The organism is Rhizobium sp. TH2 (assembly GCF_024707525.1).
GTDB lineage: Bacteria > Pseudomonadota > Alphaproteobacteria > Rhizobiales > Rhizobiaceae > Rhizobium_E.
In genome coordinates this window covers 5,785,155-5,808,886 of record NZ_CP062231.1, presented here as the reverse complement: position 1 = coordinate 5,808,886, position 23,732 = coordinate 5,785,155, and the positions used below count along the sequence as shown (strand labels likewise).

Here is a 23,732-nt window from a genome sequence, read left to right as displayed (position 1 = left end):
GGACATCCCATGCAATCGAATCTCTCTAGCGACTACCACCGCCATCTCAACCCCATTCAGCGTGCCGCTATGCTTTCCCGGGCCTACGCTGATTTCGTCGATCAGACCATCATCGACTTTGTAGGTGACGCAGGAACCGACAAAGGAGCGGTGGACGAAGTCCAACGATACCTGACCACTCACGGCTGGTTTATCACATTCACCTTCTACGACCGAAGCTGCCAAGGTCTTTCAAATAGATTGAACAGCGACAACCCCTTGATGATAAAGCTCGATCATCTCTACAAATTGGTGTGTCGCGAATTGCTCGGTCCTCGATATGCCAAGCATAGAAACGAACAACCTCTTTGCATCGCCGCGCTCGATATCAATTCGACTCGATACCGTATCGCTCCATCTGAAGTTCGAAATCCCCATCTTCATTCAATCTGGGTGGCGCGACCTGGGACCGAAACGGCATTCATTTCCTTCATAAACCATGTCCGGGAAGACGCTCGGTTTGGAGGATTTGGCTTCAAGGACATCGACATCAAACCAATCATTTCGTTCAAGCAGTCGGTCGGCGATCAATCCGTACTGGGGTCATATTGCCCGAAGTTCCTCGGAAGAAACACTGATCAGATGGTCTATGCTGACGATTTCAGAGTCTATCCAGTTCACCGGCGATAAGGTCACTAGTTGGGCACGATTGTGACACGAAGGTTGTCGTTGCTAGTGCCATCAACTCCTCCTCTCAAGGACAGTGCATGCGTTAGGTCGAGCACGGTGCTGGCCATGAGGTAAAGCTATGTCAGAAAGAGAAATTGTTTATTTGAACGAGAACGGGGATCGTCTTCACACGTCGAGGCTAAGGCATCCTGTCACACTGTGGGATGAGGGGTACGCTCTGCCGAAGGGCGATATTTGGTACCGTCTGCGAAAGCGGGAAGTCGCTCGGATGAGAAAAGGTGGCCAACTTTTTTTTGATTATCCCCGAGTCAGTTTTGACACCAAGACCGAAGAGTTCCCAACCTATCGATGGGCGGGGTTTAATTGTGCCGAGAGGTGTAAGAAGAATGCTTGAGTATGACGGGTTTGCGATCGCGTCCGCGATCAGTCAGTCGGCAAAGTTTTCAGAGGGGCGTTTCGTTGATGGTCCGCTGACAATCGACGAATTTGTTGAGTTGGTGGAATATTGGGAACGGGAAGATGATTGGGTCCTCAACGCCGATGGGCATGGGATGTCTTTGATCCATTGAAGTCTGGGAAACTGGACCGACGAAATGCGACACGGGCGGCTTCAACGGCCGCCCTCTTGCCAAATCATGGCTCGGCGATCGTTGGATTACCATCATTATCGTAGATCTGACCAATTGTCTCCGCGCCATGATCGAACGTCGTCTGTTTTCCGTCAACGCAGATATGACGAAACTCAGGATTGGCCGGTGAGTCGAACTTTACACCAGTACTGGAATCAAACGTTATGAACCATCCGGTGGGTTCCCCGGCATACGCTCGCAGCTCTTCGACCAAATTGAACACGCATGCCCCATTAGCAACGCTTTCACCACGTTGCACCGCTACTTCCTCGGCTCGTTTGAATTTTTCCAACGGAAGCCTGATGCCATCTTCGGCATTAGCAGAGCAATGCAGAGATGCCACCGTGATCAACACCCCCACGAAGCCAACACGATTTTTCACGACCATATGCTGCGCTCCCACGTAACCAAGCTGTCGACAATGCGTTTTCAGCGTCTTTCCCGTCAACAGTTACTATCCGATCGTCACCCCTCTCGCCGCGCTGAGTTGGGCCTGTGCGTTGCCAATTCGGATAGCTTGGGCCATTTCCTTTGTTACCACTCGCCTCCCAACGGGCCACAATGAGATAGCCGCGAGTTTAAAAGCTTGGATGCCAAAGGGGATCGCAACGATCGTCACACAGCAGAGAATTCCGGCCAAAATGTATGCAAGCGCCAAGCTCAATCCAAATGTGAACAGCCAAATGACATTGGCAACGAAACCAATCGTCCCCGTGGTTGCCGTGACCACGTTGACGCCTTTTTGGTCGATCTCTCGGACGTGGACGACTTCTTTGCCAAACGGAAAGGCCGACATTTTCGCCATCTCGAATGCTGCCCGTGAGAGCGGTAGTCCGATAATGGAAATCGCGAAGGCCAAAGCTCCAATTAGCCACAGCAACGCAATCACGCCACCGCCTAAGACAAACCAAATTACATTGCCGAGAAATCGCATCCAGTCCTCCTGTAAAACCTCCGAACTCTATAAATGAGAGACGAACCAGAGGCGACAGTAAAATCGTATCACGCTACGATTTTTGCTGTTTTTAATCGTAACTAATGCGGCTTCCAATCTTTTCGCCCGTGGTCAATGTCGGACCATGGCGAATGAGAACAATATCGGTGCGATAATACGTGAGTTAAGGCGCACGCGCGGACTAACACAAGCACAGCTTGCTGATCGCAGCGGAAGAACGCTCGATACCATTTCTCAGCTAGAACGTGGCGTAAACTCGCCATCGCTGGATACACTGATGGCGATAAGCAATGGCTTATCGATGACAATGACATCCGTCGTTTCGCTGCTTGAGGTCGATGTTGGTGATAGTCATGTCAGGGAACTTGAACGCGCGCACGCCGCCATTACTAAGCTTCCGAGCGGCGACCTCTTAGTAGCAATCGACATTCTTGAAGCTTTGGCGAGGCATAGCAATCGATGAGAGTGGTTCGATAATCGTTGCATTGGATCATCGGCCGGCTAGCCGATGATCCCCGTTTGAATGGACTAGTTCTTTTTGAAGCCCGATCGGATTGCCTCAGCGGCCAACTCGATTTGCTGGTCAAGCTTCCCCTCGGAAACGGTCTGTTTCACGACCTTCAAGGCAGAAATCAATTGTGCGACGGATGCACATGCGATCCCATGACGACCCTTGGCCACCTCAAGAGCCTTGCTGCCGTACATAATGGCCAACTGAAACGTCCCGTCGGGCTGCTTGAAAATCCACCTGTTTCGTGCCGGGAGCTTCAGCGGTTCCTTCGACAGAACATCGAGGTAGCGGTCGATTTTGTCGGTCACTTTCATGCGCCTGCGCTCCTCCGTCGAGGTCGCAGTCCGCTGAACCGTCTCCAAAAATTTCAGATCATTCATTCCCATTGGCTCGCTCCTTTGTTGGGTGAGCTCCGGTCTCCTTTCTCTGCGCCACGGAAGACAACAGAGAATATTTTGGCGTTGAACATTCCGGTTTAGGACCGGACGGAACTGATTATCGCAATCAGGTTCAGCGGATGAAAATCACAACAATCGTTCCCGATAGGCCAGAGGTGTTCGTTGTCGCAATTGGCGATGTTCACGGCATGGAGGGCTTACTCGACTGTGTCCTTGCGCAAGTGGCGTTAGAGTCGATCCGGCTGAAATGCCAACCTATCTTCGTGTTTCTCGGCGACCTAATCGATCGCGGCCCACGAAGCTGCGAGGTAATGTGCGCAGTGGCATCAACGCTAGAGCAGTTTTCCGGATCAACGCTTGTGCTCGGGAACCACGACGAGTGGCTGCTCAAGTTCCTGCGAACAGACATCTCTCAATCGGAATTTGAAGCTTGGCTTGCAAACGGCGGCGACAAAACCTTGAAATCGTATGTAGGTGATTTCCGTGCAGATTTTGACGTCATTCACGACATCGCAACCGAGATCAATTCGCGATTCCCGAAACATATTCTGATGCTTTCGACGGCATCCGATATTGTCGTTTTTGGCGACTATGCGTTCGTTCACGCGGGCATTCGACCTGGTCTCCCGCTTCCGCTCCAGCAAGTCAGGGACTTGCGATGGATTCGACACGAGTTTCTGAGCTCATCAGAGGATCACTCGCACATAGTCGTCCACGGGCATACGATTACAGAAGGTTACGAGCCCGAATGGTACAGCAACCGAATCGCTCTCGACACAGGTGCGGCCAACAGAGGTCGTTTGTCTTTTGGCTTATTTCTTAGCCAAGGACTATTGGGGTTGTTCCAATGCCATGCGGCATCCGGCGGAAAATATCGCTTATGGAGCTTTCCATTTAACCGGCTTGCTTGATCCTGATCATTCCATGGAATTCACCTCAACGATAGCTTCGGTTGACCGATCCTCGGTATCCCTGAAGAAGCAAACGCTCGATTTCTTGATAAGGCCGAACTTCACCGAAGGGGGTCGACATGAGCGGCGGCTGATAAACGCAGCCTAAGAGGGGCGAACGCCGTAGCAGCGCCACCCACTTCGAAGCTTCGTCTTCGGTGGTGGACGACGGCATACCAAGCAGTCTCAGGTTGATGTCCTTTGCGTATCGGAGCAGCCGTCCAGCCACGGGGCGCATGCTTGATCCAATGCGGGCAATGTGGCCATCCGTCGATCGCCAGATATAGACGCACTGGTCCAACTGCCCGAGAGCGGGATCGTCAACACCTATTGCTATGCTTTTGTCGTCCTCATTGAGCCGCATCGTGGCAAAGGCGAGAAACAAGGACCAGTCAGGCGGTTGGGTTGCATCCCGAGGAAAAGCCGCTGTCGCGTACTGAGATTGCGCTGCGTGCCGCAGGCTTCAAGCCGGCAAATGGCAACGTCATCGATTTCCAATCCGCCATGAACAACTCGGACAACCCCAACCTTGGTGTCTTTGGCGGTGAACCGGAAAAGCTCACACGTGCCGATCGGGCATTGGCTTATGCAGGCTTTAAGCGGAAGACGTGAAAAGGTTGGTCAGTCGTCGCTGTTCTCCTCTGGTGGAGTGCCGAACCATACCGGTGGGCGCTCATCATGCCTCTTACCCGGATAAAATCCCCGGATCCCAAAATTGACGAGCTTGATAACGTGCTCCCATTTGGGTCGACGCACCAGTTTCCCCTGGATTTCGCAAAGCATGGAAGCAGAAAACGCTAAGTCGGCGGTGAGGGTGGGAGGCGAGACGCCGACTAATCGCCGACAAGCTCGCCATGGCTTTCTTCCCAAGGTGTATGGGCCGTAGGTAGCGACCTGCAGAAACCCAATCCATCCCTCCTGCAATTTCCGAGAATTGTTCAACCAAGTGCCACCTCCTATAGGGGGCGACTCAACGAGGGCTGTGTGATGCTTTTCGCATTGAGCCACGACATCCTGCCCCTCGTAGGCAACTTTCAAGCTGTATCGGGTTGTCTTACCTGTCGAATACTCCAAGACCACGGCTATTGGCTTATCGGGAAGCAGGTCGAATGGAAGATGGAGCAACTTGACCCCATCCGGGTTCTCGAACTCAAATGCCTTCTTTCCACTATCGTAGCAAAGCAGGCCGAACGATCGCCATTCGAACATGTAAGATCGGCGCCGACCGGCGAGCATCTTTTCTGAAGCGTCAGCTTTGAAGAAAATATGCCCATCAGCACCAAGTCCGATTCCAAAGACTAATGTAAGATTGCCAGGGTGCGGCTTGACGCACCCGTATAGAACTTCGCGAAGCGTACGGCCATGCAACTGCTGAGCATCAAGATCATGTTGTAGCGGCAGATCTTCGCTGAGCACGATCGCGTCTTCTTTGGCTGCCAGGGCAGCCAGGTGATTATCGTGCGTTGAAATCCCAGCAACTTTGGCTGTGGTGCTATGTACTTCGACTGCCTGCTCTGCGAACCAGTCTATTAGAGGCTCAAGACTACTGAGGTTTTGGCGGAAATCGATTAAGCGCGCTCTTGCTTCGTCAATCGCTGTTTCGGTGGTCAGGAAACGGTAGCCTAGTGGACGCAGATGCGTGATTGCGTTCATGCCTGCGCCCTCAATGATCAGACAAGTATCCAAGATGACATTCGCATCAAGTACGATGTTCCGCTGTTCAGGTGGTAACGGGCGATAGGTGAAGCAGTCGGGTGTGATGTCTCCGAAATAGCGCACCACATCAGCGTCCAAAGGCTAATCGAAAGTGAGAACAGTCCGACATTTTGACTCTCCGTGACACCTCTTTTCGTCGATCATCGAAACAATTCGATTGCCTTTGAGGCCAGCAATACTAAGGCGCCGAAAAGGATGAGATTGATGACGACTCTAAGATACCAAGGCATACGACCCGACAAAGGACGCGACATATCATACGAAAGACGGGGCCGGTCTACATCGCTAGGAATTCTAAGGCGCGCCGCATAATCCAATGCGTCTTGCAATTCGTCGTCGTGAGGTCGCTTGCTAGCTTCTCTTCTGATGCGGCGCACTGTTGCCGGAAGATCCGTATCTGTCGACGATATTATTCGTTGGATCGGAGAAAATTGCTGTTTTGGCGGAGCGACACCAGCGATCTGTTTAATAAAAGCCTGGACACGTTTAACCCGCACGTCCTCAGTAATCGGCTTAGGAAGATCAAGGTGATCTGCATCGATTCCGATCGGGTTCACGCCCGGAATGCCCGGGTTAGCGGAGGTCTGATCGACAACCAAGAGCCCATGGGTCTGCATCGTTTCGTAGAAGACCAATATGTTGATGTCCAATTTTGATAAGCGATTTCTAAACCAATTGTTTAGTTCAACGAGCTCCGGCTGATTGTCTCGCAATTCATCAACAGCCACGCTTGAGTTCGTGATCAACCTGAATCCGGCCAGATAGTCGGCTAGGGGAGAACCGGAATTTGGAGTGCCTAGAAACACAATTCCTTTAATGGATTTGGCAATTGGTTCATACTCAGTAGCGAGATCGAGACTCGTCTGCAGCATCCGCTTAGCTAGTAGCCCGCCATAGCTGTGGCAGATCAGGATTGTCGGAAGATTGGAGTCCATCACCGCAGCAATGGTGGCAAGGACATTAATGGACCGAGCGCCTATCGGCATTGATCCGCCGGCACGATTGGACATCGCCAGGCGATACGAGAGTGAATATATGCGGGTTTCGGGAACCGCTGCAGTTATCCACTTGAGCCATCCCGGAGTCTCGCTTCCTGTCAGTTGCCAGGTGTCAGCGTAATGCCCGGAAAGACCATGAATGAAAATGATATTTAGACGACTTGTTGAACCTGCGTCGGCAAGTAGAAATAACTCGGTCGGCGCCTGCTCGCTCTTTTTGACAGGATTGAACAGAGCGTTGAGAGACGAAAGCAATCCCACTATCTCAACCCCTCACTAGGCGCGAACGCATATTGCGCCAACCTGCGTTGCACCTGAAGGTATCTCCTAACTGCAAGTACATGGTCGCCCCCTACAGCTATAACGTGCCACCAGCATTATAGATGTCAATAGGAAGTTGGGGCGCGGTCTGTAGAAGTCATGATTCATCTCAATTGATTTTCGTTCAGTCTTCGAAGGCGTGGATGGAAACCAGAATACCAGCGCGTGCCATGAGCCGGCCAAGAGGGCAACCGTCGGCAACCGCGATCGATCATGGATGGCCGCACCAGGTGGCACTTCCATACGATCAGTGTACGGGCAAAAATTACGTGACGCCGCATGAATGACGTGCTGATTGGACATCTTGACCGGAACATATGATCTGGCAGGATAGCGGGATGAAGCGCGTGTCCACTTTCCGTCTGGGGATGATAGCAGGCGCCGTTTTCGTCATCGGTGCATATCTCGGCGCGTCCTGGCTTGGCTACTAGTACTCGCCCTGGCACCAACGACCGTGTCGCCTAGCAGGCTGTTGAAGAAGTCTCTCGTTTCGCCTTGAGGATGGCCTCATCGCCATTGTGAAAGGCAAATGTGATCTCGATAGAGCCGTCGTCGAGCAATTCGGCGTGACCGTCGCCGGCGACTTCATCCATTTCGTCGAATCCGGCCCATGTGAAGAATACCATCGACGGGCTGTAGCCGAGATCGAGGCTGGCTTGCACGACGCCAAAGGCAATTTCGCCATGATTGCCGGCCCCGATGGTGATCATGGCGGGCGCGACCAGATCGAGATAGTCCCGATCCCAAAGGTCCGCCTCGACGATCCGCCAGCGGCCGATCAAGTGGCAGCGCTCGGATGCCGTCATGACGACACCGCCAAGAGCTTCGGCAACCGCACCAGATTGTAGGCGGCGGCCGAGAGCGTGAAGGCCCATCCGACCCGATCGCGGCCCCGGAACTTCGTCTTGTCCTGCCCGGCGATGGTCTTGATCCAGCCGAACGCTTCCTCGATCCGCTTGCGGATGCGCAGGCTGACGGCATAGCCGTCATGTCGCGTCGTGCGTCCGTCGATCGCCGAGCGACGACCATTGGTGTTCTGCGTCACATGCGGCGTCACCTTCATGGACCGCAACTCGTTGACGAAGTCCTGGCTATCATAGGCCTTGTCGGCCCCCAGCGTAATCGCTCGCGGCCGGTCGGCGCGAGGCTCGATCATATGCAACGCCGCCACCCGTTCGGCATGGCCGTTGGCCTCGGTCAGGCAGGCATCGACCAGCAGGCCATGGCGGTTCTCCATCAGTCCATGCCCCATGAAGCACAGCTTCGCCTCCTTGCCCTTGCCTTTCTTATAGAGCCTGGCCTCGGGATCGGTCATCGAAGCATGCGTCTCATTCGAACGCCGCTCACCATGGAAGTCTGCTTCCGCGTTGCGTCCGCCGCCCTCTGCCGGCGGTTCGCCCGAGCGGTCCTTCGGCTTGACGCTCTTCATCGAGGCCCAGGCCTCGATCAGCGTGCCATCGACAGAGAAATGGTCCGTGGAAAGCAGCGTCTTCACCTTGGGCTGCACCAGGATCGCGCTCAGGAACTTCGCCGCGATGTCGCCCTCAAGCAGCCGGTCGCGGTTCTTCGAAAACACCGAATGGTCCCAGGCCGCATCGTCAACGCCGATACCGACAAACCAGCGGAACAAAAGGTCGTATTCCAGCCGCTCCATCAAGAGCCGCTCTGAACGGATCGAATAGAAAGCCTGCAGCAGCATCGCCCGCAGAAGCTTCTCAGGTGGGATCGATGGCCGTCCGATCGGCGAATAAAGCGCCGAAAACTCTCAGCCAAGTGGACCAAGCGCCTCGTTCACAATCAACCGGATCGCCCGCAGCGGATGATCGCGCCGAACCCGTGCTTCGAGATCGACATAGCTGAAAAGTGCACCCGTCCTGATATCGCCACCGCGCATCCATCAACTCCGAATCTTGTCGGAACCAGTGAATCATGGACAATCACGCCAGACCAGAGCCTTTTTCAACAGCCTGCTAGGCTCGGCACGTAAATCTTGCCGCCGAACGCCTGCGGAATCACGTGCTCATCTGTGGTTCCGATTTCCTGGCAATACAGACAATGGGGCGGCTGGCGGAGGGCTGGCAAGATTTTAATCATTCAACTTGAGGAGCCGAGACATTATCAAGGTGTCACAGCAAATAGCGATCATGCTCGAAAATCACAGCCATCTGCCCACAACGACACGATAGACCGGCGTGCCGAGAAAGCAGAGTAAGTGAATCCTAACGACCACGAAATCCGACTCCCCACGCGGTTCGATAGAAAGCGAATGCAGTCGATCTGGAATTTCTTCAATTCCCGCGCCCCCCACACAGTCATGAAAAAAATCGTTTCGGTCTCTGATGCGCTCGCTTAGGATCGCCTCAAATCCATCCAACCCCAATTCGGCAACTGCGTACCCATGGGCGATCTTGGCCAACACGCGCTTGAACGAGTAAGAGTCATGCGAACCTGGTGCGAAATCATCGATCCCGTATTTTCGTCTTAGTTTTCCCACGTCAAATGGAAACCGTTTCACCCACAAGTCGGTGAAGAGCGGTTCTTTTTGGGCCGAGAGTATCGGTGGTGCCGGATATCTCAGCATCAATATTGTCGAAGGATAATCCTCCACGTCGATCATCGTCTTGCGGTTCGATTGCGAGAATACCGGGAGCGCCTTGGGTAACTTCCTTGGCTCCCGAGACCTGAACGCCATTTGAATTCGAGGGGCGAGCAACATTCCCCGCAAGAGCAATGCATCGTCTCTGCCGGTAATTCGCTCGCATGCCCTGCAGCTTGCTTGGGGGATAACGAGATCGCCGTTCAAACCGAATGGAATAATATGCTCTTCGGCAAGCTGTCTGTCTGTGTCAGAAGAGTACTCCGTGGCGCCACAATAGATGCACCTACCGACTGCAGGATAACGATAAGACACCATCGGAGGCAGAACGACGTCTGGCTTCATCATATGACGAAATCCGTCCACTCCGAATTTCGAGCGTAAATCGTCGTGCTGTTGGCAAAGACTGCCGGATCCTCGTCTGAGGAAGAGTGACCGCCCGTAAAGCCAATGTTCCACCAGTGGCGATCGTAATCATCTTCAACGAGATACCATCCCGCCGCGATCTTCCCGTCCAGGTCCGGCTGCAGCAAGATCCCCCGAAGTCCCTCTATCGAGATCTTGTCAATGCCAGTTTGAAAACCCTCTATCTGGATACCTTCTGCAGAGCCGTTGATCGTAACGACGTTGTCAATATGGAGGGTCGTGGCTGCAGTAACCGACGAGCCACCGAAATCGAAATAAGTTCTATTGTTGGGGTTGTGCGTTAGATACATGCTTTGCCCCTCCGCCTTGAACGTGAAGTAGGTCGTATCGCCGAAATATGCTCCAACTTCCATCATGTCGATGACCAGGCTCTGTGCCGTGGACATCAGATAGGTGAAGGTAATGCCGACCGCCTTCTGCATGGCTTCGGCAAAATTTCCATTGTAATAATACTCAATTCTCGGCCAATCCTCGGCCAAATTGATCGACATACTCATTATCACGCCGGAACTGTAAAGACGGTAGGTATCCCCGCCTGTTCCTCCGTCAAGCACATCTCCTGCATCGTTGCCGTCAAGGACGTCCCGGCCAGCGCCTCCATACAGGAAGTCTATTCCAGCACCCCCGTAGAGTACGTCGTCGCCGGCCGCACCGTGCAGGGTGTCATTTCCCCCGTGTCCATATATGTGATCAGTTCCGGAGGTGCCGGTAATGCTATCCGCGACGTCAGACCCGATAGGTAGGATTTTTCCTGTCCAATCATGCAAGTATGCTTCAATATGTGCGAGGTTAATGGTGCCACTGGCATCAATCAGAAGATTACCCATGCCTGAAATCTTGACGCCATCCGCCTCCAGGGCGAGCAACTGCTGCTGGGAAAACCTGGCAGTTGCAAGACTGAAGTTTATTACGACTCGATTGACATCATGAATTTCGATGCCTCGAAAGTCATTCTGCCCTTGGACCAACAAGGTATTGATTTCGCTGGCCTCCAATGAGCCGCCGTATATCTTTTCACCTGCGACCGCATCGTTAGTAGCAAAGACGAAGGTATCATCTCCGCTGTTCCCATAGAGCCGATCAGCGCCAACCCCTCCATAGATTGTATCGTTATCGGCACCCCCGTCGATCAGATCCGCACCTCCTAATCCCCTGATCACATCGTCCCCTCTTCCGCCGTGACCGAAGTTATCAGTGGCTCCCATGAGGATGTTATCGTTGTAGTTGCTCCCAATGCGCAACTGACCGGTGACCGCCTGGGCAAACACATCGATGACGGATAAGTCATCCGTTTCGTAGTATGAGTTCAGATAGGTGCTGCCCTTCTTGAGCTCAGTCGCGACGGACAGCGCGGTCACAACAAAATTTGACTTGTTGCTCAGTAGCGCTCGCATCGAATCTTTGATGCCGCCCATGAACGTGCTTGCGCCGCTAGCGTTGTAAAACGCGTCGATGCAGAGCAGAAGGTCATACGTGCCGTTATCTGATTCAAGTATGTTCGATCGATAGGAGGCGTTTTCTCCAAACATAAGGAACAAGATGTTTCCAGACCACGCGCTTACATCACCGTTAAAATGGTTCTCGACCGCGTGAAAGGCATCAAGCTCGGCAATTCGCTTCAAGGTCGGCATACCCTTGGTTTCGAGCACACCGTTGATAACGCTCCTTCCAATTTCATTTGAAATCTCGGTCAACTGATCGCTGGAAAGCGGCGACAGCTCCCGGACTTCATGCTGGTAGGAAGTATAATTTCTAATGAAATCAGATGAGCCTCCGATGCCGCGATTCACGTCGGCGGCTCCTCTCAACCAGACGATCGCCCGATCATCGACGTTACGCAGGACTTTCTCGCCGAGATTCGCGAGATAGTCGTAGGCCATATCAATGTCGTCCAGGTTGAGATAGGTTTCCAGTCTCGTAAGTTGAGCTGGTGTTAGTTGCTTTTGCCTCTTGCCCATATCGTCCGCCGCTAGACTACACACTAAGGGCGAGTAATCGAGTTAATTCAACCAATGTCAATTGGGCGAAGTAAAGAATATATCAATCGAAGGCCTTATACACGCTAGCCTAAGCAACCTCTTACATCGGCATACTTCGACCGCGGCGACTTCGGGGGCGAGCGTCCATTCATAAAAGCCATCGGCGGGGATCAAGCAGCGCCTGGCTTCGAAGCTATCCTTGAAAGACCGCGACGTGGCGATAGTCTCGATCCTGGCATTGAACATAGTGCTTAGGCATTTCCGTCGCCCACCATGGGACCAGCCACCAGCGCGCCTCTTCCGCAATCTCGTTGCCGCTTTTGTCGTTGTGGATGATCGGCACGGTCTGGGTAGGGGCGATGTTGAAGCGCGGCGGCATGTCGTTGCGGCCGATGAACGGATCAAGCGTGAGGCTGTAGAGCCGGTGAACCTCCGACCATGGAACTCTTAGAACAAAGCGACCACACATTGGCGCCTCCTTCAAGACAGGAAGCTATTGATGCGAGCGATGGGCGTCAAGAACGGCGACACCAGTCATGATTCGCTACCACCGATGCTCCAGAGTACGCAGTTCCGGCTTGTCCACGGACTATTTACCCGAAAAGATGTCATACTACTCAGATTTCTGTAATAGTACGCGTCGTCACGGTTGGGAGGCAGGAACATGCGCAGCTCGGTTGGCCTCGATCCTGAAACGGATATGCTGATCCGTATCTCGATGCTAGAGCGCATCCGAAAGGAACGAGATCCGCGAGTGGCCAATGCGATAAAGCGTGAGATCTTGGTCAATGAAGCTCGGTCAAGCACGCTTCCGATAATTCTGACCGACGACACTGTCGAGATAAGAAACGAATCCGCTCAGAGAGCGACGCCGGTAACCACCGAGATAGTGAAGCAATTCGAGCTGGAGAGAGCAGAAAGGTCGGGCCCAAACGCACCGGCCTGGTTAAAGCGGTTTTGGAATGCGCTTGAAATCAAACCAGGTCTTTTTGGGATTCGCCTCGATGTCAAAAAGGCTATGGGTTGGGGCGAATGGACGTAGTTGCCTCCTTACTAACAATTGTCGTGGCGGCTATTCGCGTCCACGGTAGACTTCGACTGCGTCGCGCCCCACGCGCTTGAAAAAGATGCCGACGTCGTTTCCCCGCTCTCGCTGCTCGCCTGTATCCGCCCATAGCGCCTTCGCCAATCGCTCATCTTCCTGTTCTTGAGCTAAGTGGATGGTGACATCTGGCACGTGATTGCCGTTCTCGCCGAGCGACCCAGATATGATGTCGTGTATTGTGCCATCCTTCAGCATTGCATGAAACTGAAGTCTGAGTTCGTTCGCGGCACGCGCAGAAACGTCGAGAGCTTCATCCATACGCATTTGGATTCTCCTGCCCTTGGCATTAATTCAACAAATTTGCCGTAGCTGACACCGGCAGTTGTTTCGCTTAACCTTTAATCTCGTCGACTTACGTCGTGGCGACGTCGAGAGCGAGGTTCGACAGCAGCAATTGATGAACCCGAACTTTTATCCAACGAGCCCTGCTTGGTATTACCAACGCCCACGGTTTCCTAATTCTCTTCGCGCTCGTTCCGGAGTGCGTCTTTAGCGATTTGCTACGAATTGAGCCTCGAAATCAAGACAAACGTCCACACCAAAACAAATGCGAAACTGACGTACCGGACGGTTTTTGTGGTTGTGATGCGGCGACCTTTATTATCCTTCTCCTCATTAATTCGATGAAATAGCTTGCCGTTGAACATCTTCTCGATTTCAACACATCGGTCGGCACAGTTTCCCAACTGCCTTTCATAATACGGAACAATAAAAAACAACATAAGAGAAATACAAATACCGAATAGCGTAATAACTATATGTATTAAAAGAGGCAAATTGGAACCGTCCGGGTCATTTAGCTTAGATATTCCAAAAGAATCCAGCAATATTCCGTTTAGTATTAGAAACGTTCTTGAGTAATTTAAGCCAATATCCACACCCTTAAAGAAGTTGGATGAAGACTCTTTGTATTCCGTCATAAGACAATCCAAAATTTTATCAGGACTAACTTTTGAGAGCTCTTCTGAATCGTCCAAAGCACGTATCCCCCTCATTTTGTTGCAAACTTTCCGCTACCGTCCAGTTTCGCCCTCGTTCGTGTTTCTTCAAGACTTCTTTTTCATCATGCGTTCCCACTTCTATTGACCTGACATAATGACATTGACCGGCTCCCCGCCGCTCACTGTGGCGGTCTCCATGATATTCCCACCCTGTGACCAGTCGCCGGCCATCCATGTTACGGTCGTCACCACATAGTAGCTGCCATCTGGAATGTTCGCGAACGTGAACCGCCCTTCCCCATCCGCCTTTGTCGTCTTCGACAGAGCGAAATAGCGAGGATCGGTCTCTTTAGGTGCTCCGACTATGTTGTTGAATTTGGTGCCACGATAGAGCGCCGCAATTCGAGCGTCGGCATACTTGGTCTTCGGAAGCAGTCGGACTTCGGAGCCGGCCGCGTACACAACCACGCCGTCATTGCGCCTCATGAACGCCTGGCCTGTAATCGTCGCCGTTCCCGGCTGATTGATGAATGCTGCTTCATTCGGATCAAAGACAGCGTCGATTTTGGGTGTTGCAACGCATCCCGCCAGACAACCCAACAGCACAACGCCTATAGCTTTTAGCTTCATAGATTTCCCCCTCTAGTTTAGTCAAAATGCGCAGCTTGGCATCTCGAGTCAATCGAGTGAGGGGCATTTAAGTTGAATGATAGATAGGACCTGGCAGGCGGCCGTTTGTTCTACTCTTTCGGGGGAACGCCATTGTCGTCGGTGGTTTTAAAACTATCCGACAGATCACGCTTTCGCGGATCCTGAAGGTTCTCGCCACTGGCGTCCCGATCGACATCCGGGTCGTCCTTGGCAGGCAAGTAACCGCGCGGACGGGTTTCTTCTGGTCCTTCCCAGCGCGGGGATTGATCAGTGGTGCCAGGTGCACCGTCACGGGGTGATTTGATGGTCATCGGGGAATCCTTTCTCAGTCTCGTTTGTTGGTTTGCGTGCGGACATCGAAACCTGGATTCGGTGAAGGTTTCTTGTCTGCATTTTCGAGAGTGGCGTCGTCCTTCCCGGTGACCGCTCGCGGGGTGGCGCTGGCGAGACCGTTGTTCTTCCTGTCACCCTGCGACTTGGCAAACTGGCCGTTGGCGTCCTGCTGAATTTCTGTCTTGGCCATTTAACTGTCTCTCGGTGGCATCTCGTTGCGGACGTCGTTCGGATCGATCCCGATTTCCGGATTGCCCTCGAATTGCGGACCATCGAACTCGGTCGGGCCGAACCCTGGCTGAGCTCGCGGATCAAGCGTGCCGGTGCCAACAGCCGCCATTTCGTCAGGCAAATTCGGCTTTTGCGTTTCGGTGAATGCGAGAGTTTCGGCTTCTTCGGAGACGGATATTTTCGTGGCGGGAAGGCTGCCATCGCCGGCCGGTACAAGCTCGTCAATCGGATCGGGATTAGGACCGCGCCTCTCGTTGACATACTCATGCCCGCCGTGAGGACCGTTAGCGCTGCCTCCGGTCCTGCGATGGTCGCTGTTGGAGTTGGAACCGGGGTTATTTATTGCTTCGCTTGCCGTTGCCGCGTCTCCTCTGTGAGTACGATTAGAACTCAATCTGGAGGGCGCAGTTCCATGAGGAGGGATTTGCTAAATGGACGTTCCGGTTCGAGCATAGTTAACAAAATATTGACAGTTTACGGTACCCTATGTAGACTTATCTACATGCTTAAGGAAATCAGTCTCACATCTCAGACTAGGAGTGTCATAGCAGCCTTCATCGAGCGGCATGGAAATGGCGTATCGGGTGCGGAAATCGGGCGCAAGACAGGACTTGCGTCAGGGAGTCTTTACCCGATCTTGGCGAGGCTTGAGAAAGCGGGTTGGCTCACCAGCGAGTGGGAGACCGAAGAACCGTCCGCCCTCGGTCGACCGAGGCGCCGCCTGTATAAACTTACATCCGAGGGCATCCGCTGCATCAGTCGCATTGCGCGTGAAATCACTCCTGCGAAGGGAGGTCTGGCGTGGGCACAGTAGCAGTTATCATTCTGGCTTTATGCGGCCTGCTAGGCGCTGCCCTGTCCAAGATATTGGCTGAAGAGTTTCGGGCTTGGGCGCCGACACTCGTGAAATTCGTTATTCGAATTGCAGCGGCTCAGTTGCGACCCAGTGATCGCGAAAGATACGCGGAAGAGTGGCTTGCACACATTAACGAAACCCCAGGCGATCTCGGGAAGCTGTTTGCCGCATGCGGTATGTACTTCGCAGCCGTGAAAATGAGCGACGCTCGGCAACTTCAATTTGCGGGAAAGCGCTGCATTGACCTAGTCGTTTCGATCGGCGCATTGCTAATCCTGTTCCCATTTTTCATCGTCATCGCAATCGCGATAAAGGCTAACAGCGGTGGGCCAATTTTGTTTCGGCAGCAACGGTGGGGTGCGAATGGAAAGATTATTGAAGTCTACAAATTCCGCTCCTTGCGCCTCGACCAAAACGAACTTGCCACTTCCAACGGCACCGATCTGCGTGTGACAAGGATCGGTGCGTGGCTGCGAAAATCGAGCGTTGACGAACTTCCGCAACTCATCAATGTGTTGAAAGGCGACATGTCACTCGTCGGCCCGCGCTGCCATGCGGTGGGGATGCTCGCTGGCGGTAAACCCTATGAACAGGTAGTATCAAATTATCACGCTAGGCACGCTGTGCGCCCCGGTATAACAGGATTGGCACAAGTGCGGGGACTTCGTGGCCCGACTGTCTTCACCGCGAAGGCTCGCCAACGGATTGTCAGCGACCTGTATTATATTGAAAATTATTCGCTGCGCCTTGATCTAAGGATACTGGTCGGCACCGTTCGTAACGAGCTATTCGGCGGAATGGGCTTCTAAGGAGAGTCGACCTCGCTGTGACGGGCTGAAGCCCGCAGTCCGACCGGTCGTCGAAGCATCATTTAGCTGAGTTTACGCAATCCGTGACGTAGGAAACTCGGTCAGATCACTTGCCGGGTAGAACACGCGTTTATAAAAGACATGCTAATTAATCCTCTCCAACATCTGGAGGTTTCGTCTTCCAGTCACCTGTTGAAATGCTCCGTCAACAAGATTCCCTTTTTGGCGAAATGGAACTCATTATTCACGTTTTTGGTGTAGTCATTGCCGATCATTTTAACCTTCGTCCGCAAAAAAAAATGAACGTGTTTGGTATCGACTTTACCAGTTCCCCCAGCAAACGGAAGCCGATTACCTGCGTGGAATGTGAGTTCGACGACCATACCCTGGATTTTGTCGGAATTCGCGAATGGCAGAATTTTGGTCAACTCGAACAATTCTTGCGGGAGCCTGGCCCTTGGATCGCAGGGATCGATTTCCCTTTCGGCCAATCTCGAAAATTTGTGGAAACGATTTATTGGCCGCCCGACTGGGAAGAATATGTTCTTCATGCTTCCTCGTTAGGGCGGCAAGGGTTTCGAGATGCTTTGACAGCCTATCGATTATCTCGTCCGATGGGCGACAGGGAGCACAGAAGGGCAGTTGATGTCGCCGCGTCTTCGATAAGCCCCCAAAAGCTGTACGGCGTCCCAGTAGGACTAATGTTTTTTGAGGGAGCGGCTCGTCTATTAAGTTCCGGCATTACAATTCCTCACATGCTGGCGGGTGATCCGAACCGGATTGCGGTAGAAGCATACCCAGGCGTTCTTGCCCGCCGGCTCATCGGCCGCCGCAGTTACAAAAATGATGCTAAGAAGAAGCAGACGTCGGATCAACTTGCAGCACGCTACGAGATGCTGCGTCTTCTCCAAGGCGGTAGTGCTCTGCATATCTATGGATTTGCTGTTAAGGCGCCTGAACTGATTGCTTATGACCCTGGTGCAGATCATCTCGACGCGCTGTTCTGCGCAATTCAAGCAGCATGGGCTTGGAAACAACGAACTGATCGCTTTGGAGCTCCAAGTAATGTCGATACTCTGGAAGGTTGGATTGCGGATCCTACCTTCCGCAATCCACAAAATTGAACTGTAGAAAAACGAGAAAAAGTGAATGGATGACGCCGTTGTACGTCCGATTAGTTTCCCTGCCTGGACTGAATTTCAAAAGAAGAATGGCTTAGATCCGTTGGGCATGCAAAACAGCAGCGTTAATCTCTATCAAGCTTTGCTACCAGGTATCAGCAACGTTACTCTTCGTGTGCGATACTACGGAATGTACGCATGGCTGTGCAGAGCGTACGCGAAAGAGATTGGCGACACCGATCCAAATACTTGGAAACGATACGTCCGACGTTTCGAAGCACTTTACGCTTTGACCGCGTATCAGCGTGGAAGTGAAGGCGGTATCGCCGGAATCGAATGGGCTGGCAGAGTGCTGAATGCCGCTCTCGCCGACGAGATTGATTTCGCCAACGCTGCGGAGCCCGGAAGTGAGAACTATTATCTTAGGCAGTCATGGGGCGCGTATGGAGCCGCATATGGAAGCCAACTGTTCGAGATGGGAATTCTAACGGGCTCAGACGATCACTCCATCCCCATCCTTACGCCGGAACTTGGTGAACCCTTGGCAGATGCCTTAGACAATGCTGCTGGTCACTTGATGCGTGATTTCCTCGAGGCAATCAAACGAGGGTCAACGTCGAAAAAGGAAATGCAGAAGTTTAGGGCACTCACACCGTCCGAGATCGCAGTGGCGGGCGCTGAACGATCCCTTTACGAGAAGATCCTGCTGGGTGCATTCGAAGGATCGCAAATAAAGGATCACTCGCGCCGGGATACCCTGTTGCTCATTCTCAACATATTCCGACTTTTGGGACGGCCCCCGAGAGCTGAGGAAGTCCGTTGGATATTGTATTCAGGAATGAATGCGGAGGGCAGAGGCTTGGAACTGCAAAGTCTCGCTTTGGAAGCCCAAAGAAAACGGTGGGCAATTTATCAAGCCAACGACCTATGCCACATCGCGTTCGAAACTCTCCTGAAATTCGTTCTCGATATCCTCAGTACTTATCCATCCGGCATCGCGTTGGAACGCCTAATCCCGCTTTGCGTCGATCAGATCGTTGATGCGGCGGATCGGACACCCCAAAACTGGATCGAGTTTGTTGACGAAATCCAGCCTGCGACCAACGCCTTTTCGAAGGACAATGCAGAGTCAGAATGGTCTCTATCGCAGGACATCGTTCGCGGTGCTGGACGCAGCGACGATCGCTTTTGCGATTCTGAACATGCTTGGAAAGCTATCAAGCTCCTAGCTGTCGTTCAAAGGCGATTTCGCGAACACCAGAGTGAGATAGCTGTCGAACTTGCTCATTTGAATCCCGAAGCATTCAGGTCCTTGCTAAGCGAAACCCGGTTCACGGACAGCCATTCCCGCGACGATTTTTTGGCATTTCTTGGAACACTGATCGAACATCGAGTTATCCGTCGTCACCTGTGGGTAGCGATGCGTAAATTCCGGTTTCAAAAGGATTACACCTTCCTTTTTGAAATGGATAACGGTCGTCTGAGGCTTCGCGAGAAAGACGGTCCGGTATTTACCAATCCGCGTTTGGGCCCAGCAATCGAGTTTTTGAAAGATATCCATCTCGTCGCCGAGAGCGGTTTGACGAGTCTCGGACTAGCCGCGGTGAATGCATGATCAAGCTCTACGAACTTTTCGCAGACAAGAACTTTCACACAAGCGTTGCGACGACATTCGGTATCGACTTCGATGCATATGAAACCATTGTTCTGCCTCGACTGCGCGGCTCCGGGTGCCGCAACAATGTCGTTTTTGCGGACGGGAGGATGCTGACCCATGCCCTAGCCGGAGCATCCACATTGCCGAAACAGGCAGGCAAATTCTACAACGTGGAGGGCGTCCTCGCGCAAGGCGTCTTCCACCCCAAGATCTTCCTGCAGCTCGGTCGTCATGGTGGAAGGTTGATTGTCGGCTCTGCCAACATGACTTCTCCCGGCTTGGCAGGCAATCTGGAACTCGTGGATGTTCTTTCGTGCGGGGAAGAGGATTCAGGTGAGCAGCGAATTATTGCTCAGGCCTGGGACTACGTGGTGCAGCTGTTCGACACCGGAAAGCAAGGACTTGCGATACAGCGCGACTGGGCCCTGGCGAGGACGCCATGGCTGAAAAGAGCCATCGCATCCACCAGTGTTCAGGCGCTGTCTGACACTACTTCGGCAGCTTTACTACCGTCTGGTGAAGCGAGAGGCATTGGACGACGTTTCGCTGAACTTGTGACGGGTCCAGTGCTGCAACTTTTCGTGGTAAGCCCCTATTGGGATCGCAAACTGGACGCACTTTCTCATTTGAGGGACAAGCTAGCGCCGAAAAATATCGTGATCCTGTTGGACAAAGACGCAATGACCTTTCCCAAAGATGCGCTGAGACGTCACTCGAACGTCCTCCTTTATGGGCGGAAGGATTTTCGCAAGGGTCGGTTCATCCATGCGAAAATACTGATCGCGCATACGGCGGATGCCGATCATGTTTTACTCGGTAGCGCCAATTGCACTGTCGCGGCGCTGGGCACGGAGAGCTATTCTGGATTGAATGACGAGGTCAGTCTCTATAGGCGTCTACCACCTGGAAGAGCACTGGACGCATTGGAACTATCTTCTGCTTTTATACAGGACAGTATCATTGACCCCGCGACACTTCCCGAGCCGGAACGCGATAACGATCTGCCAATGGATGAACTACTGGGTCAGACGCCAGGGCAGTTCGAATGTAGAGTCGACGTACTGATTTGGCGAGCGCCCAAATTGACGATGGCAGACCCAAAAACAATCCAGCTATTGAAAGAAGATGGTGAGCCCATTGCATGTAGTCTCACGATGCTTTCCCTGACTGACGAACGCTACCGATTTCAAATCACAGGAACGAATGAGAGGCCAAGCTTCGCTACAGTCGTCTATTCAGATGGCCGACGATCTGCTCCGGCAATTGTTACGCTGGTTGACCTGCTTAGCACGGTGATCCGTGAGACAAGATCTAGTAAAACAGAGAATGCACTTCGGGACTTGGATATAGAGACCGAGGCCAGCCTCAAGCTGCTTGAAATTATTGAGTTCGTGGAGCAATTGGAGGCATCGGAAGAGCTCGAAACGATCGACAAAGAAGGCCGGTCAAGGCCAGGAAAGGCCCATTCGCCGAACGAGGAAATCAAATATGGGAAGTTGGACTATGAAAAGTTTATAGCCGGACGACGCCCGCGATCTGTTGGGAGTCCTTCGCACAACAGCCTTTCGGGTAGCGAACTGTCGAACGTTCGGGGACTTCTGAATCGGATTGTGGGCGTTGTAGATGGAATCGAAGGCGACGAAAACCCCACGAACGAAGATGCCGAAGATCCTAATGGGGCTGGCGGCGACACGGAAAGCGAAGACGATTTCCCTTCAATTAAGCAACCAGCCCACGCAGCCGATCTTGAAGAGCAAAAAATGCTGCTCCTTCAACGCAACGCCGCTCGTGCGAAAGCAACCAAGGAGCAGATTGTCGCCGCTGTTATGGCATTTGGGAAGCGGGTTAAGACACGCCAACTTCAAGGGTCGCTCGACAATCGCGATATTCTTCGACTTCGGGCACTATTGATGGTCGTCTGTACCGCAGGTTGGTCCGGAACCGACAAGCATTCAATTGGTGATCAGCGGCGATCGTCTGTACAGGTGCTGCCATCCGAGGGCGACGCTAACAGCTGGCCGTTTGTTATGGGCCGCCTTCTCTTTACGATGTTCGGCGGAAAGGATCCGGCAATCCGACAGCTATATCTCAAGAATGACCATGATCAGATTCCAGCCGATATAACCGAGTGCTGGGCAACGGCCTACTGGTGCCTGCAAGCCTGCTTAGCGGCAAACGTATCTGCACCTGAGAGCAAACGGATTGCGCAGTTCACACTACCAGTCGCAAACGTGGCCTACAGTCTTTGCCTACCAACAAAAGCCGAGTTGCTTGGTGAGGATGTGGCATCCATTATTTCAGGAATGAGCGGGCGTTACTCGAAGTCCGTGGGAGTCGATCCTACTGAAATAAGCAAAGGTCATTCTGCTTTGATCAAAAAGCTATTCGGTTGAATTGAGTAGTCTGCGCCCTACGAGAACATCACTGCTTCCTGATCGATCTATCCTAAATAGAGCAAACCTGCCTGCCTGCTCTCGTCATTTTATCTCGCAGTTTTTGAGGAGGAGGCTCACTGCCTTCCCCGAGCCGGCCACTCGCAATTCCTCAGTCGTCTTAACATCTACAGCCGCTATTTGCAGCCCAACCAGGACCTTCTTCCGAGCGCCGCCGATTTCCATCAATGTATCCAGAATTCCCGGCGAAGCGGAATCGATCTTGAAGCCCCCATAGCTTTGATTGTGCTGATACCCAGTGGCATCAAAGCGATGAGGTTCGGCACCATCAACCTTGACTACCAACGTCCCCGGAATGCCGGCAAAATTTTGGGGTGACGCGTCTTTCATAATAACGGAAAATTCAATCTGCTGACCGGCTTGGCAAGTCGCGTAGACAGATAGCTGTCGATCGAAACCACCGATCAAAGTCGCATCATTTTTACCGGTAAAGACATCCTCTTTGAGGGTAGTCATCCACTCCTGGGCATGAGCTGTTGCAGACACAGCGATCAACCCAACCGCAAGGCAAATAGTCCGATACATGCTCTCTCCCCGGCCTTGTTTTTTTATTTACGGACATTGCAACCAAGATGGGTCAGCGTCAAGCAGGGCCTTTTCCTGGCCACATATTCAGAAAGGCAGATCACTTTGTAAATTAGGCCGCTGACAAGAAATGTGCTCCTAAGACATGCGATGCGATGTTCAATCCTCTACAACATCTGACAGTTGGGGCTCACATAACGCGTGGCGACACCAGGCGCCCGGGCGTTGGCAAGGATCAACCCGTCCTCTCACACTGGTACTTTCCGAGCTCTACCAAATCTTCTCTTGCCATGGCCGCAGCATCCCAAACGGTGATGATAACGGACGAACCAACCGGCATCCCGGCTGAAAACAGATCGACGCAAAAGCTCTCTGCCAAACCGTCTCGTCGCGTCCCATCGTCGTGCACTGACACCCACAAGCTACTAGGTTGGGTGAACGTTGCGTCGATGACGACCTTCGCAGTTTTGATTTGCTCTATTGCCTGGCTCCGCCATTCATCTGCGTAGCTGACGCTCGAGATCATTGTCAAAGCGAAACCCGCAAAAAGTGAAATCTTCATCTGTCCTCCGAAGCCCAAGCGTTAATTAATGTCTCAGCGAGCGATGGCGCAATTGCGCATCCATTTTCCATATCATGTCGCACGGATTCGCCGTGGTCATTTTGCAATTGGAAATCTCGGAGATTGGTCATTGTCGGGACCGAAATCTGTCTGGCTGTCCTCGACACATGTACCTGGGTTTATCGAGCTTTCGACTTCTTCATTATATTAATGTCGATCGCATTTTCGGCATGCTCCTCTCTGAGTCTGTCCTGGATCACTCGGCGCCGGTCGACGTAAGGCGGCACACCCCATTTCTGGCTTCCCGCATGGCAATCCAAGATTCGGCCCGTGAATCCAC

The 23,732-nt window shown here is 52.7% G+C and carries 26 protein-coding genes and 2 pseudogenes; 11 read left to right on the top strand and 17 right to left on the bottom strand.

Annotated elements, in window-relative coordinates; all coding sequences use genetic code 11:
• The first annotated feature begins 9 nt into the window (after positions 1-9).
• Positions 10-669 carry a hypothetical protein gene (locus tag IHQ71_RS28520; RefSeq protein ID WP_258159758.1) on the top strand — a complete coding sequence of 220 codons (660 nt, stop codon included), beginning with the start codon at positions 10-12 and terminating at the stop codon, positions 667-669.
• Positions 670-1,055: 386 nt separating this feature from the next.
• Complete coding sequence (locus IHQ71_RS28515) at positions 1,056-1,238, top strand: hypothetical protein (protein WP_258159757.1); 183 nt, start codon at positions 1,056-1,058, stop codon at positions 1,236-1,238.
• A 64-nt stretch (positions 1,239-1,302) separates the two neighbouring features.
• Here the strand turns inward: IHQ71_RS28515 and IHQ71_RS28510 are convergent, their stop codons facing one another.
• Entirely contained in the window at positions 1,303-1,746 is a 444-nt protein-coding gene (locus tag IHQ71_RS28510) for a hypothetical protein (RefSeq protein WP_258159756.1), read from the bottom strand.
• A gap of 6 nt (positions 1,747-1,752) precedes the next feature.
• Positions 1,753-2,232 (bottom strand): YccF family protein, encoded by a 480-nt coding sequence (locus tag IHQ71_RS28505; protein WP_258159755.1) that lies wholly within the window; start codon positions 2,230-2,232, stop codon positions 1,753-1,755.
• A 145-nt stretch (positions 2,233-2,377) separates the two neighbouring features.
• Between IHQ71_RS28505 and IHQ71_RS28500 the strand changes: the two genes are divergently transcribed.
• Positions 2,378-2,716, top strand: a complete 339-nt coding sequence (locus IHQ71_RS28500) for a helix-turn-helix domain-containing protein (protein ID WP_258159754.1) — start codon at positions 2,378-2,380, stop codon at positions 2,714-2,716.
• A gap of 65 nt (positions 2,717-2,781) precedes the next feature.
• Here the strand turns inward: IHQ71_RS28500 and IHQ71_RS28495 are convergent, their stop codons facing one another.
• A complete protein-coding gene (locus IHQ71_RS28495) occupies positions 2,782-3,150 on the bottom strand; it encodes a hypothetical protein (protein ID WP_258159753.1) in 369 nt (122 codons plus the stop codon).
• 131 nt (positions 3,151-3,281) lie between these two features.
• Between IHQ71_RS28495 and IHQ71_RS28490 the strand changes: the two genes are divergently transcribed.
• Both IHQ71_RS28490 and IHQ71_RS28485 read left to right on the top strand, forming a co-directional pair.
• Complete coding sequence (locus IHQ71_RS28490; protein WP_258159752.1) at positions 3,282-4,073, top strand: metallophosphoesterase; 792 nt, start codon at positions 3,282-3,284, stop codon at positions 4,071-4,073.
• Positions 4,074-4,517: 444 nt separating this feature from the next.
• Entirely contained in the window at positions 4,518-4,724 is a 207-nt protein-coding gene (locus IHQ71_RS28485) for a hypothetical protein (protein WP_258159751.1), read from the top strand.
• 9 nt (positions 4,725-4,733) lie between these two features.
• Here IHQ71_RS28485 and IHQ71_RS28480 read toward each other — a convergent pair whose 3' ends face one another.
• From IHQ71_RS28480 to IHQ71_RS32110, 7 genes and pseudogenes are all read right to left on the bottom strand, one after another.
• The gene (locus IHQ71_RS28480; protein ID WP_258159750.1) at positions 4,734-5,894 is read right to left on the bottom strand and encodes a PIN domain-containing protein; all 1,161 of its coding nucleotides are present in this window, start codon (positions 5,892-5,894) and stop codon (positions 4,734-4,736) included.
• A gap of 74 nt (positions 5,895-5,968) precedes the next feature.
• Positions 5,969-7,087, bottom strand: a complete 1,119-nt coding sequence (locus tag IHQ71_RS28475; RefSeq protein WP_258159749.1) for a hypothetical protein — start codon at positions 7,085-7,087, stop codon at positions 5,969-5,971.
• A 521-nt stretch (positions 7,088-7,608) separates the two neighbouring features.
• Complete coding sequence (locus tag IHQ71_RS28470) at positions 7,609-7,953, bottom strand: hypothetical protein (protein WP_258159748.1); 345 nt, start codon at positions 7,951-7,953, stop codon at positions 7,609-7,611.
• Positions 7,950-9,041: pseudogene (locus tag IHQ71_RS28465) on the bottom strand (IS5 family transposase). The gene IHQ71_RS28470 and the pseudogene IHQ71_RS28465 overlap by 4 nt, the downstream one beginning before the upstream one ends.
• A 261-nt stretch (positions 9,042-9,302) precedes the next feature.
• Entirely contained in the window at positions 9,303-10,091 is a 789-nt protein-coding gene (locus tag IHQ71_RS28460) for an HNH endonuclease (RefSeq protein ID WP_258159747.1), read from the bottom strand.
• Positions 10,088-12,127, bottom strand: a complete 2,040-nt coding sequence (locus IHQ71_RS31940; RefSeq protein WP_308737887.1) for a calcium-binding protein — start codon at positions 12,125-12,127, stop codon at positions 10,088-10,090. The genes IHQ71_RS28460 and IHQ71_RS31940 overlap by 4 nt, the downstream gene beginning before the upstream one ends.
• A gap of 57 nt (positions 12,128-12,184) precedes the next feature.
• Positions 12,185-12,617, bottom strand: a pseudogene (locus tag IHQ71_RS32110) (SOS response-associated peptidase).
• Positions 12,618-12,812: 195 nt separating this feature from the next.
• Between IHQ71_RS32110 and IHQ71_RS28440 the strand changes: the two are divergent.
• Complete coding sequence (locus tag IHQ71_RS28440) at positions 12,813-13,190, top strand: hypothetical protein (RefSeq protein ID WP_258159745.1); 378 nt, start codon at positions 12,813-12,815, stop codon at positions 13,188-13,190.
• A gap of 30 nt (positions 13,191-13,220) precedes the next feature.
• On the opposite strand, the gene IHQ71_RS28435 is transcribed toward IHQ71_RS28440, so the two are convergent.
• The 5 genes from IHQ71_RS28435 to IHQ71_RS28415 all read right to left on the bottom strand — a co-directional run bounded on the left by IHQ71_RS28435 (position 13,221) and on the right by IHQ71_RS28415 (position 15,530).
• Positions 13,221-13,517, bottom strand: a complete 297-nt coding sequence (locus IHQ71_RS28435) for a hypothetical protein (RefSeq protein ID WP_258159744.1) — start codon at positions 13,515-13,517, stop codon at positions 13,221-13,223.
• A gap of 815 nt (positions 13,518-14,332) precedes the next feature.
• Positions 14,333-14,824: a carboxypeptidase regulatory-like domain-containing protein gene (locus tag IHQ71_RS28430; RefSeq protein WP_258159743.1), complete on the bottom strand. Its 492-nt coding sequence runs from the start codon at positions 14,822-14,824 to the stop codon at positions 14,333-14,335.
• A 110-nt stretch (positions 14,825-14,934) separates the two neighbouring features.
• Entirely contained in the window at positions 14,935-15,150 is a 216-nt protein-coding gene (locus tag IHQ71_RS28425) for a hypothetical protein (protein WP_258162982.1), read from the bottom strand.
• Between the two features lie 20 nt (positions 15,151-15,170).
• The gene (locus IHQ71_RS28420) at positions 15,171-15,368 is read right to left on the bottom strand and encodes a hypothetical protein (protein WP_258159742.1); all 198 of its coding nucleotides are present in this window, start codon (positions 15,366-15,368) and stop codon (positions 15,171-15,173) included.
• On the bottom strand, positions 15,369-15,530 hold the full coding sequence (locus IHQ71_RS28415; RefSeq protein WP_258159741.1) for a hypothetical protein: 162 nt from the start codon (positions 15,528-15,530) through the stop codon (positions 15,369-15,371). It lies immediately after the preceding gene.
• A 144-nt stretch (positions 15,531-15,674) separates the two neighbouring features.
• Here IHQ71_RS28415 and IHQ71_RS32105 point away from each other — a divergent pair, with 144 nt between their 5' ends.
• From IHQ71_RS32105 to IHQ71_RS28395, 5 genes are all read left to right on the top strand, one after another.
• Positions 15,675-16,223, top strand: a complete 549-nt coding sequence (locus IHQ71_RS32105) for a PadR family transcriptional regulator (protein WP_374990066.1) — start codon at positions 15,675-15,677, stop codon at positions 16,221-16,223.
• A 200-nt stretch (positions 16,224-16,423) separates the two neighbouring features.
• On the top strand, positions 16,424-17,074 hold the full coding sequence (locus IHQ71_RS28410) for a sugar transferase (RefSeq protein WP_308737973.1): 651 nt from the start codon (positions 16,424-16,426) through the stop codon (positions 17,072-17,074).
• Positions 17,075-17,304: 230 nt separating this feature from the next.
• On the top strand, positions 17,305-18,198 hold the full coding sequence (locus IHQ71_RS28405; RefSeq protein ID WP_258159740.1) for a DUF429 domain-containing protein: 894 nt from the start codon (positions 17,305-17,307) through the stop codon (positions 18,196-18,198).
• Between the two features lie 25 nt (positions 18,199-18,223).
• Positions 18,224-19,810, top strand: coding sequence for a hypothetical protein (locus tag IHQ71_RS28400; RefSeq protein WP_258159739.1), 1,587 nt, complete (start codon positions 18,224-18,226; stop codon positions 19,808-19,810).
• Positions 19,807-22,245, top strand: a complete 2,439-nt coding sequence (locus IHQ71_RS28395; protein ID WP_258159738.1) for a hypothetical protein — start codon at positions 19,807-19,809, stop codon at positions 22,243-22,245. The genes IHQ71_RS28400 and IHQ71_RS28395 overlap by 4 nt, the downstream gene beginning before the upstream one ends.
• A gap of 84 nt (positions 22,246-22,329) precedes the next feature.
• Here IHQ71_RS28395 and IHQ71_RS28390 read toward each other — a convergent pair whose 3' ends face one another.
• Positions 22,330-22,830, bottom strand: a complete 501-nt coding sequence (locus IHQ71_RS28390; protein WP_258159737.1) for a hypothetical protein — start codon at positions 22,828-22,830, stop codon at positions 22,330-22,332.
• A gap of 235 nt (positions 22,831-23,065) precedes the next feature.
• The gene (locus IHQ71_RS28385) at positions 23,066-23,392 is read right to left on the bottom strand and encodes a hypothetical protein (RefSeq protein ID WP_258159736.1); all 327 of its coding nucleotides are present in this window, start codon (positions 23,390-23,392) and stop codon (positions 23,066-23,068) included.
• Positions 23,393-23,732 lie beyond the last annotated feature (340 nt).

Excerpts from the sequence above, each read along its gene's own strand:
- IHQ71_RS28520 (WP_258159758.1), top strand. The coding sequence starts at position 10 with ATGCAATCGAATCTCTCTAGCGACTACCACCGCCATCTCAACCCCATT.
- IHQ71_RS28515 (WP_258159757.1), top strand. The coding sequence starts at position 1,056 with ATGCTTGAGTATGACGGGTTTGCGATCGCGTCCGCGATCAGTCAGTCG.
- IHQ71_RS28505 (WP_258159755.1), bottom strand. The coding sequence starts at position 2,232 with ATGCGATTTCTCGGCAATGTAATTTGGTTTGTCTTAGGCGGTGGCGTG.
- IHQ71_RS28500 (WP_258159754.1), top strand. The coding sequence starts at position 2,378 with ATGGCGAATGAGAACAATATCGGTGCGATAATACGTGAGTTAAGGCGC.
- IHQ71_RS28495 (WP_258159753.1), bottom strand. The coding sequence starts at position 3,150 with ATGGGAATGAATGATCTGAAATTTTTGGAGACGGTTCAGCGGACTGCG.
- IHQ71_RS28490 (WP_258159752.1), top strand. The coding sequence starts at position 3,282 with ATGAAAATCACAACAATCGTTCCCGATAGGCCAGAGGTGTTCGTTGTC.
- IHQ71_RS28470 (WP_258159748.1), bottom strand. The coding sequence starts at position 7,953 with ATGACGGCATCCGAGCGCTGCCACTTGATCGGCCGCTGGCGGATCGTC.
- IHQ71_RS28460 (WP_258159747.1), bottom strand. The coding sequence starts at position 10,091 with ATGATGAAGCCAGACGTCGTTCTGCCTCCGATGGTGTCTTATCGTTAT.
- IHQ71_RS31940 (WP_308737887.1), bottom strand. The coding sequence starts at position 12,127 with ATGGGCAAGAGGCAAAAGCAACTAACACCAGCTCAACTTACGAGACTG.
- IHQ71_RS28440 (WP_258159745.1), top strand. The coding sequence starts at position 12,813 with ATGCGCAGCTCGGTTGGCCTCGATCCTGAAACGGATATGCTGATCCGT.
- IHQ71_RS28435 (WP_258159744.1), bottom strand. The coding sequence starts at position 13,517 with ATGCGTATGGATGAAGCTCTCGACGTTTCTGCGCGTGCCGCGAACGAA.
- IHQ71_RS28430 (WP_258159743.1), bottom strand. The coding sequence starts at position 14,824 with ATGAAGCTAAAAGCTATAGGCGTTGTGCTGTTGGGTTGTCTGGCGGGA.
- IHQ71_RS28420 (WP_258159742.1), bottom strand. The coding sequence starts at position 15,368 with ATGGCCAAGACAGAAATTCAGCAGGACGCCAACGGCCAGTTTGCCAAG.
- IHQ71_RS32105 (WP_374990066.1), top strand. The coding sequence starts at position 15,675 with ATGCCCGCCGTGAGGACCGTTAGCGCTGCCTCCGGTCCTGCGATGGTC.
- IHQ71_RS28405 (WP_258159740.1), top strand. The coding sequence starts at position 17,305 with ATGGAACTCATTATTCACGTTTTTGGTGTAGTCATTGCCGATCATTTT.
- IHQ71_RS28400 (WP_258159739.1), top strand. The coding sequence starts at position 18,224 with ATGGATGACGCCGTTGTACGTCCGATTAGTTTCCCTGCCTGGACTGAA.
- IHQ71_RS28395 (WP_258159738.1), top strand. The coding sequence starts at position 19,807 with ATGATCAAGCTCTACGAACTTTTCGCAGACAAGAACTTTCACACAAGC.
- IHQ71_RS28390 (WP_258159737.1), bottom strand. The coding sequence starts at position 22,830 with ATGTATCGGACTATTTGCCTTGCGGTTGGGTTGATCGCTGTGTCTGCA.
- IHQ71_RS28385 (WP_258159736.1), bottom strand. The coding sequence starts at position 23,392 with ATGAAGATTTCACTTTTTGCGGGTTTCGCTTTGACAATGATCTCGAGC.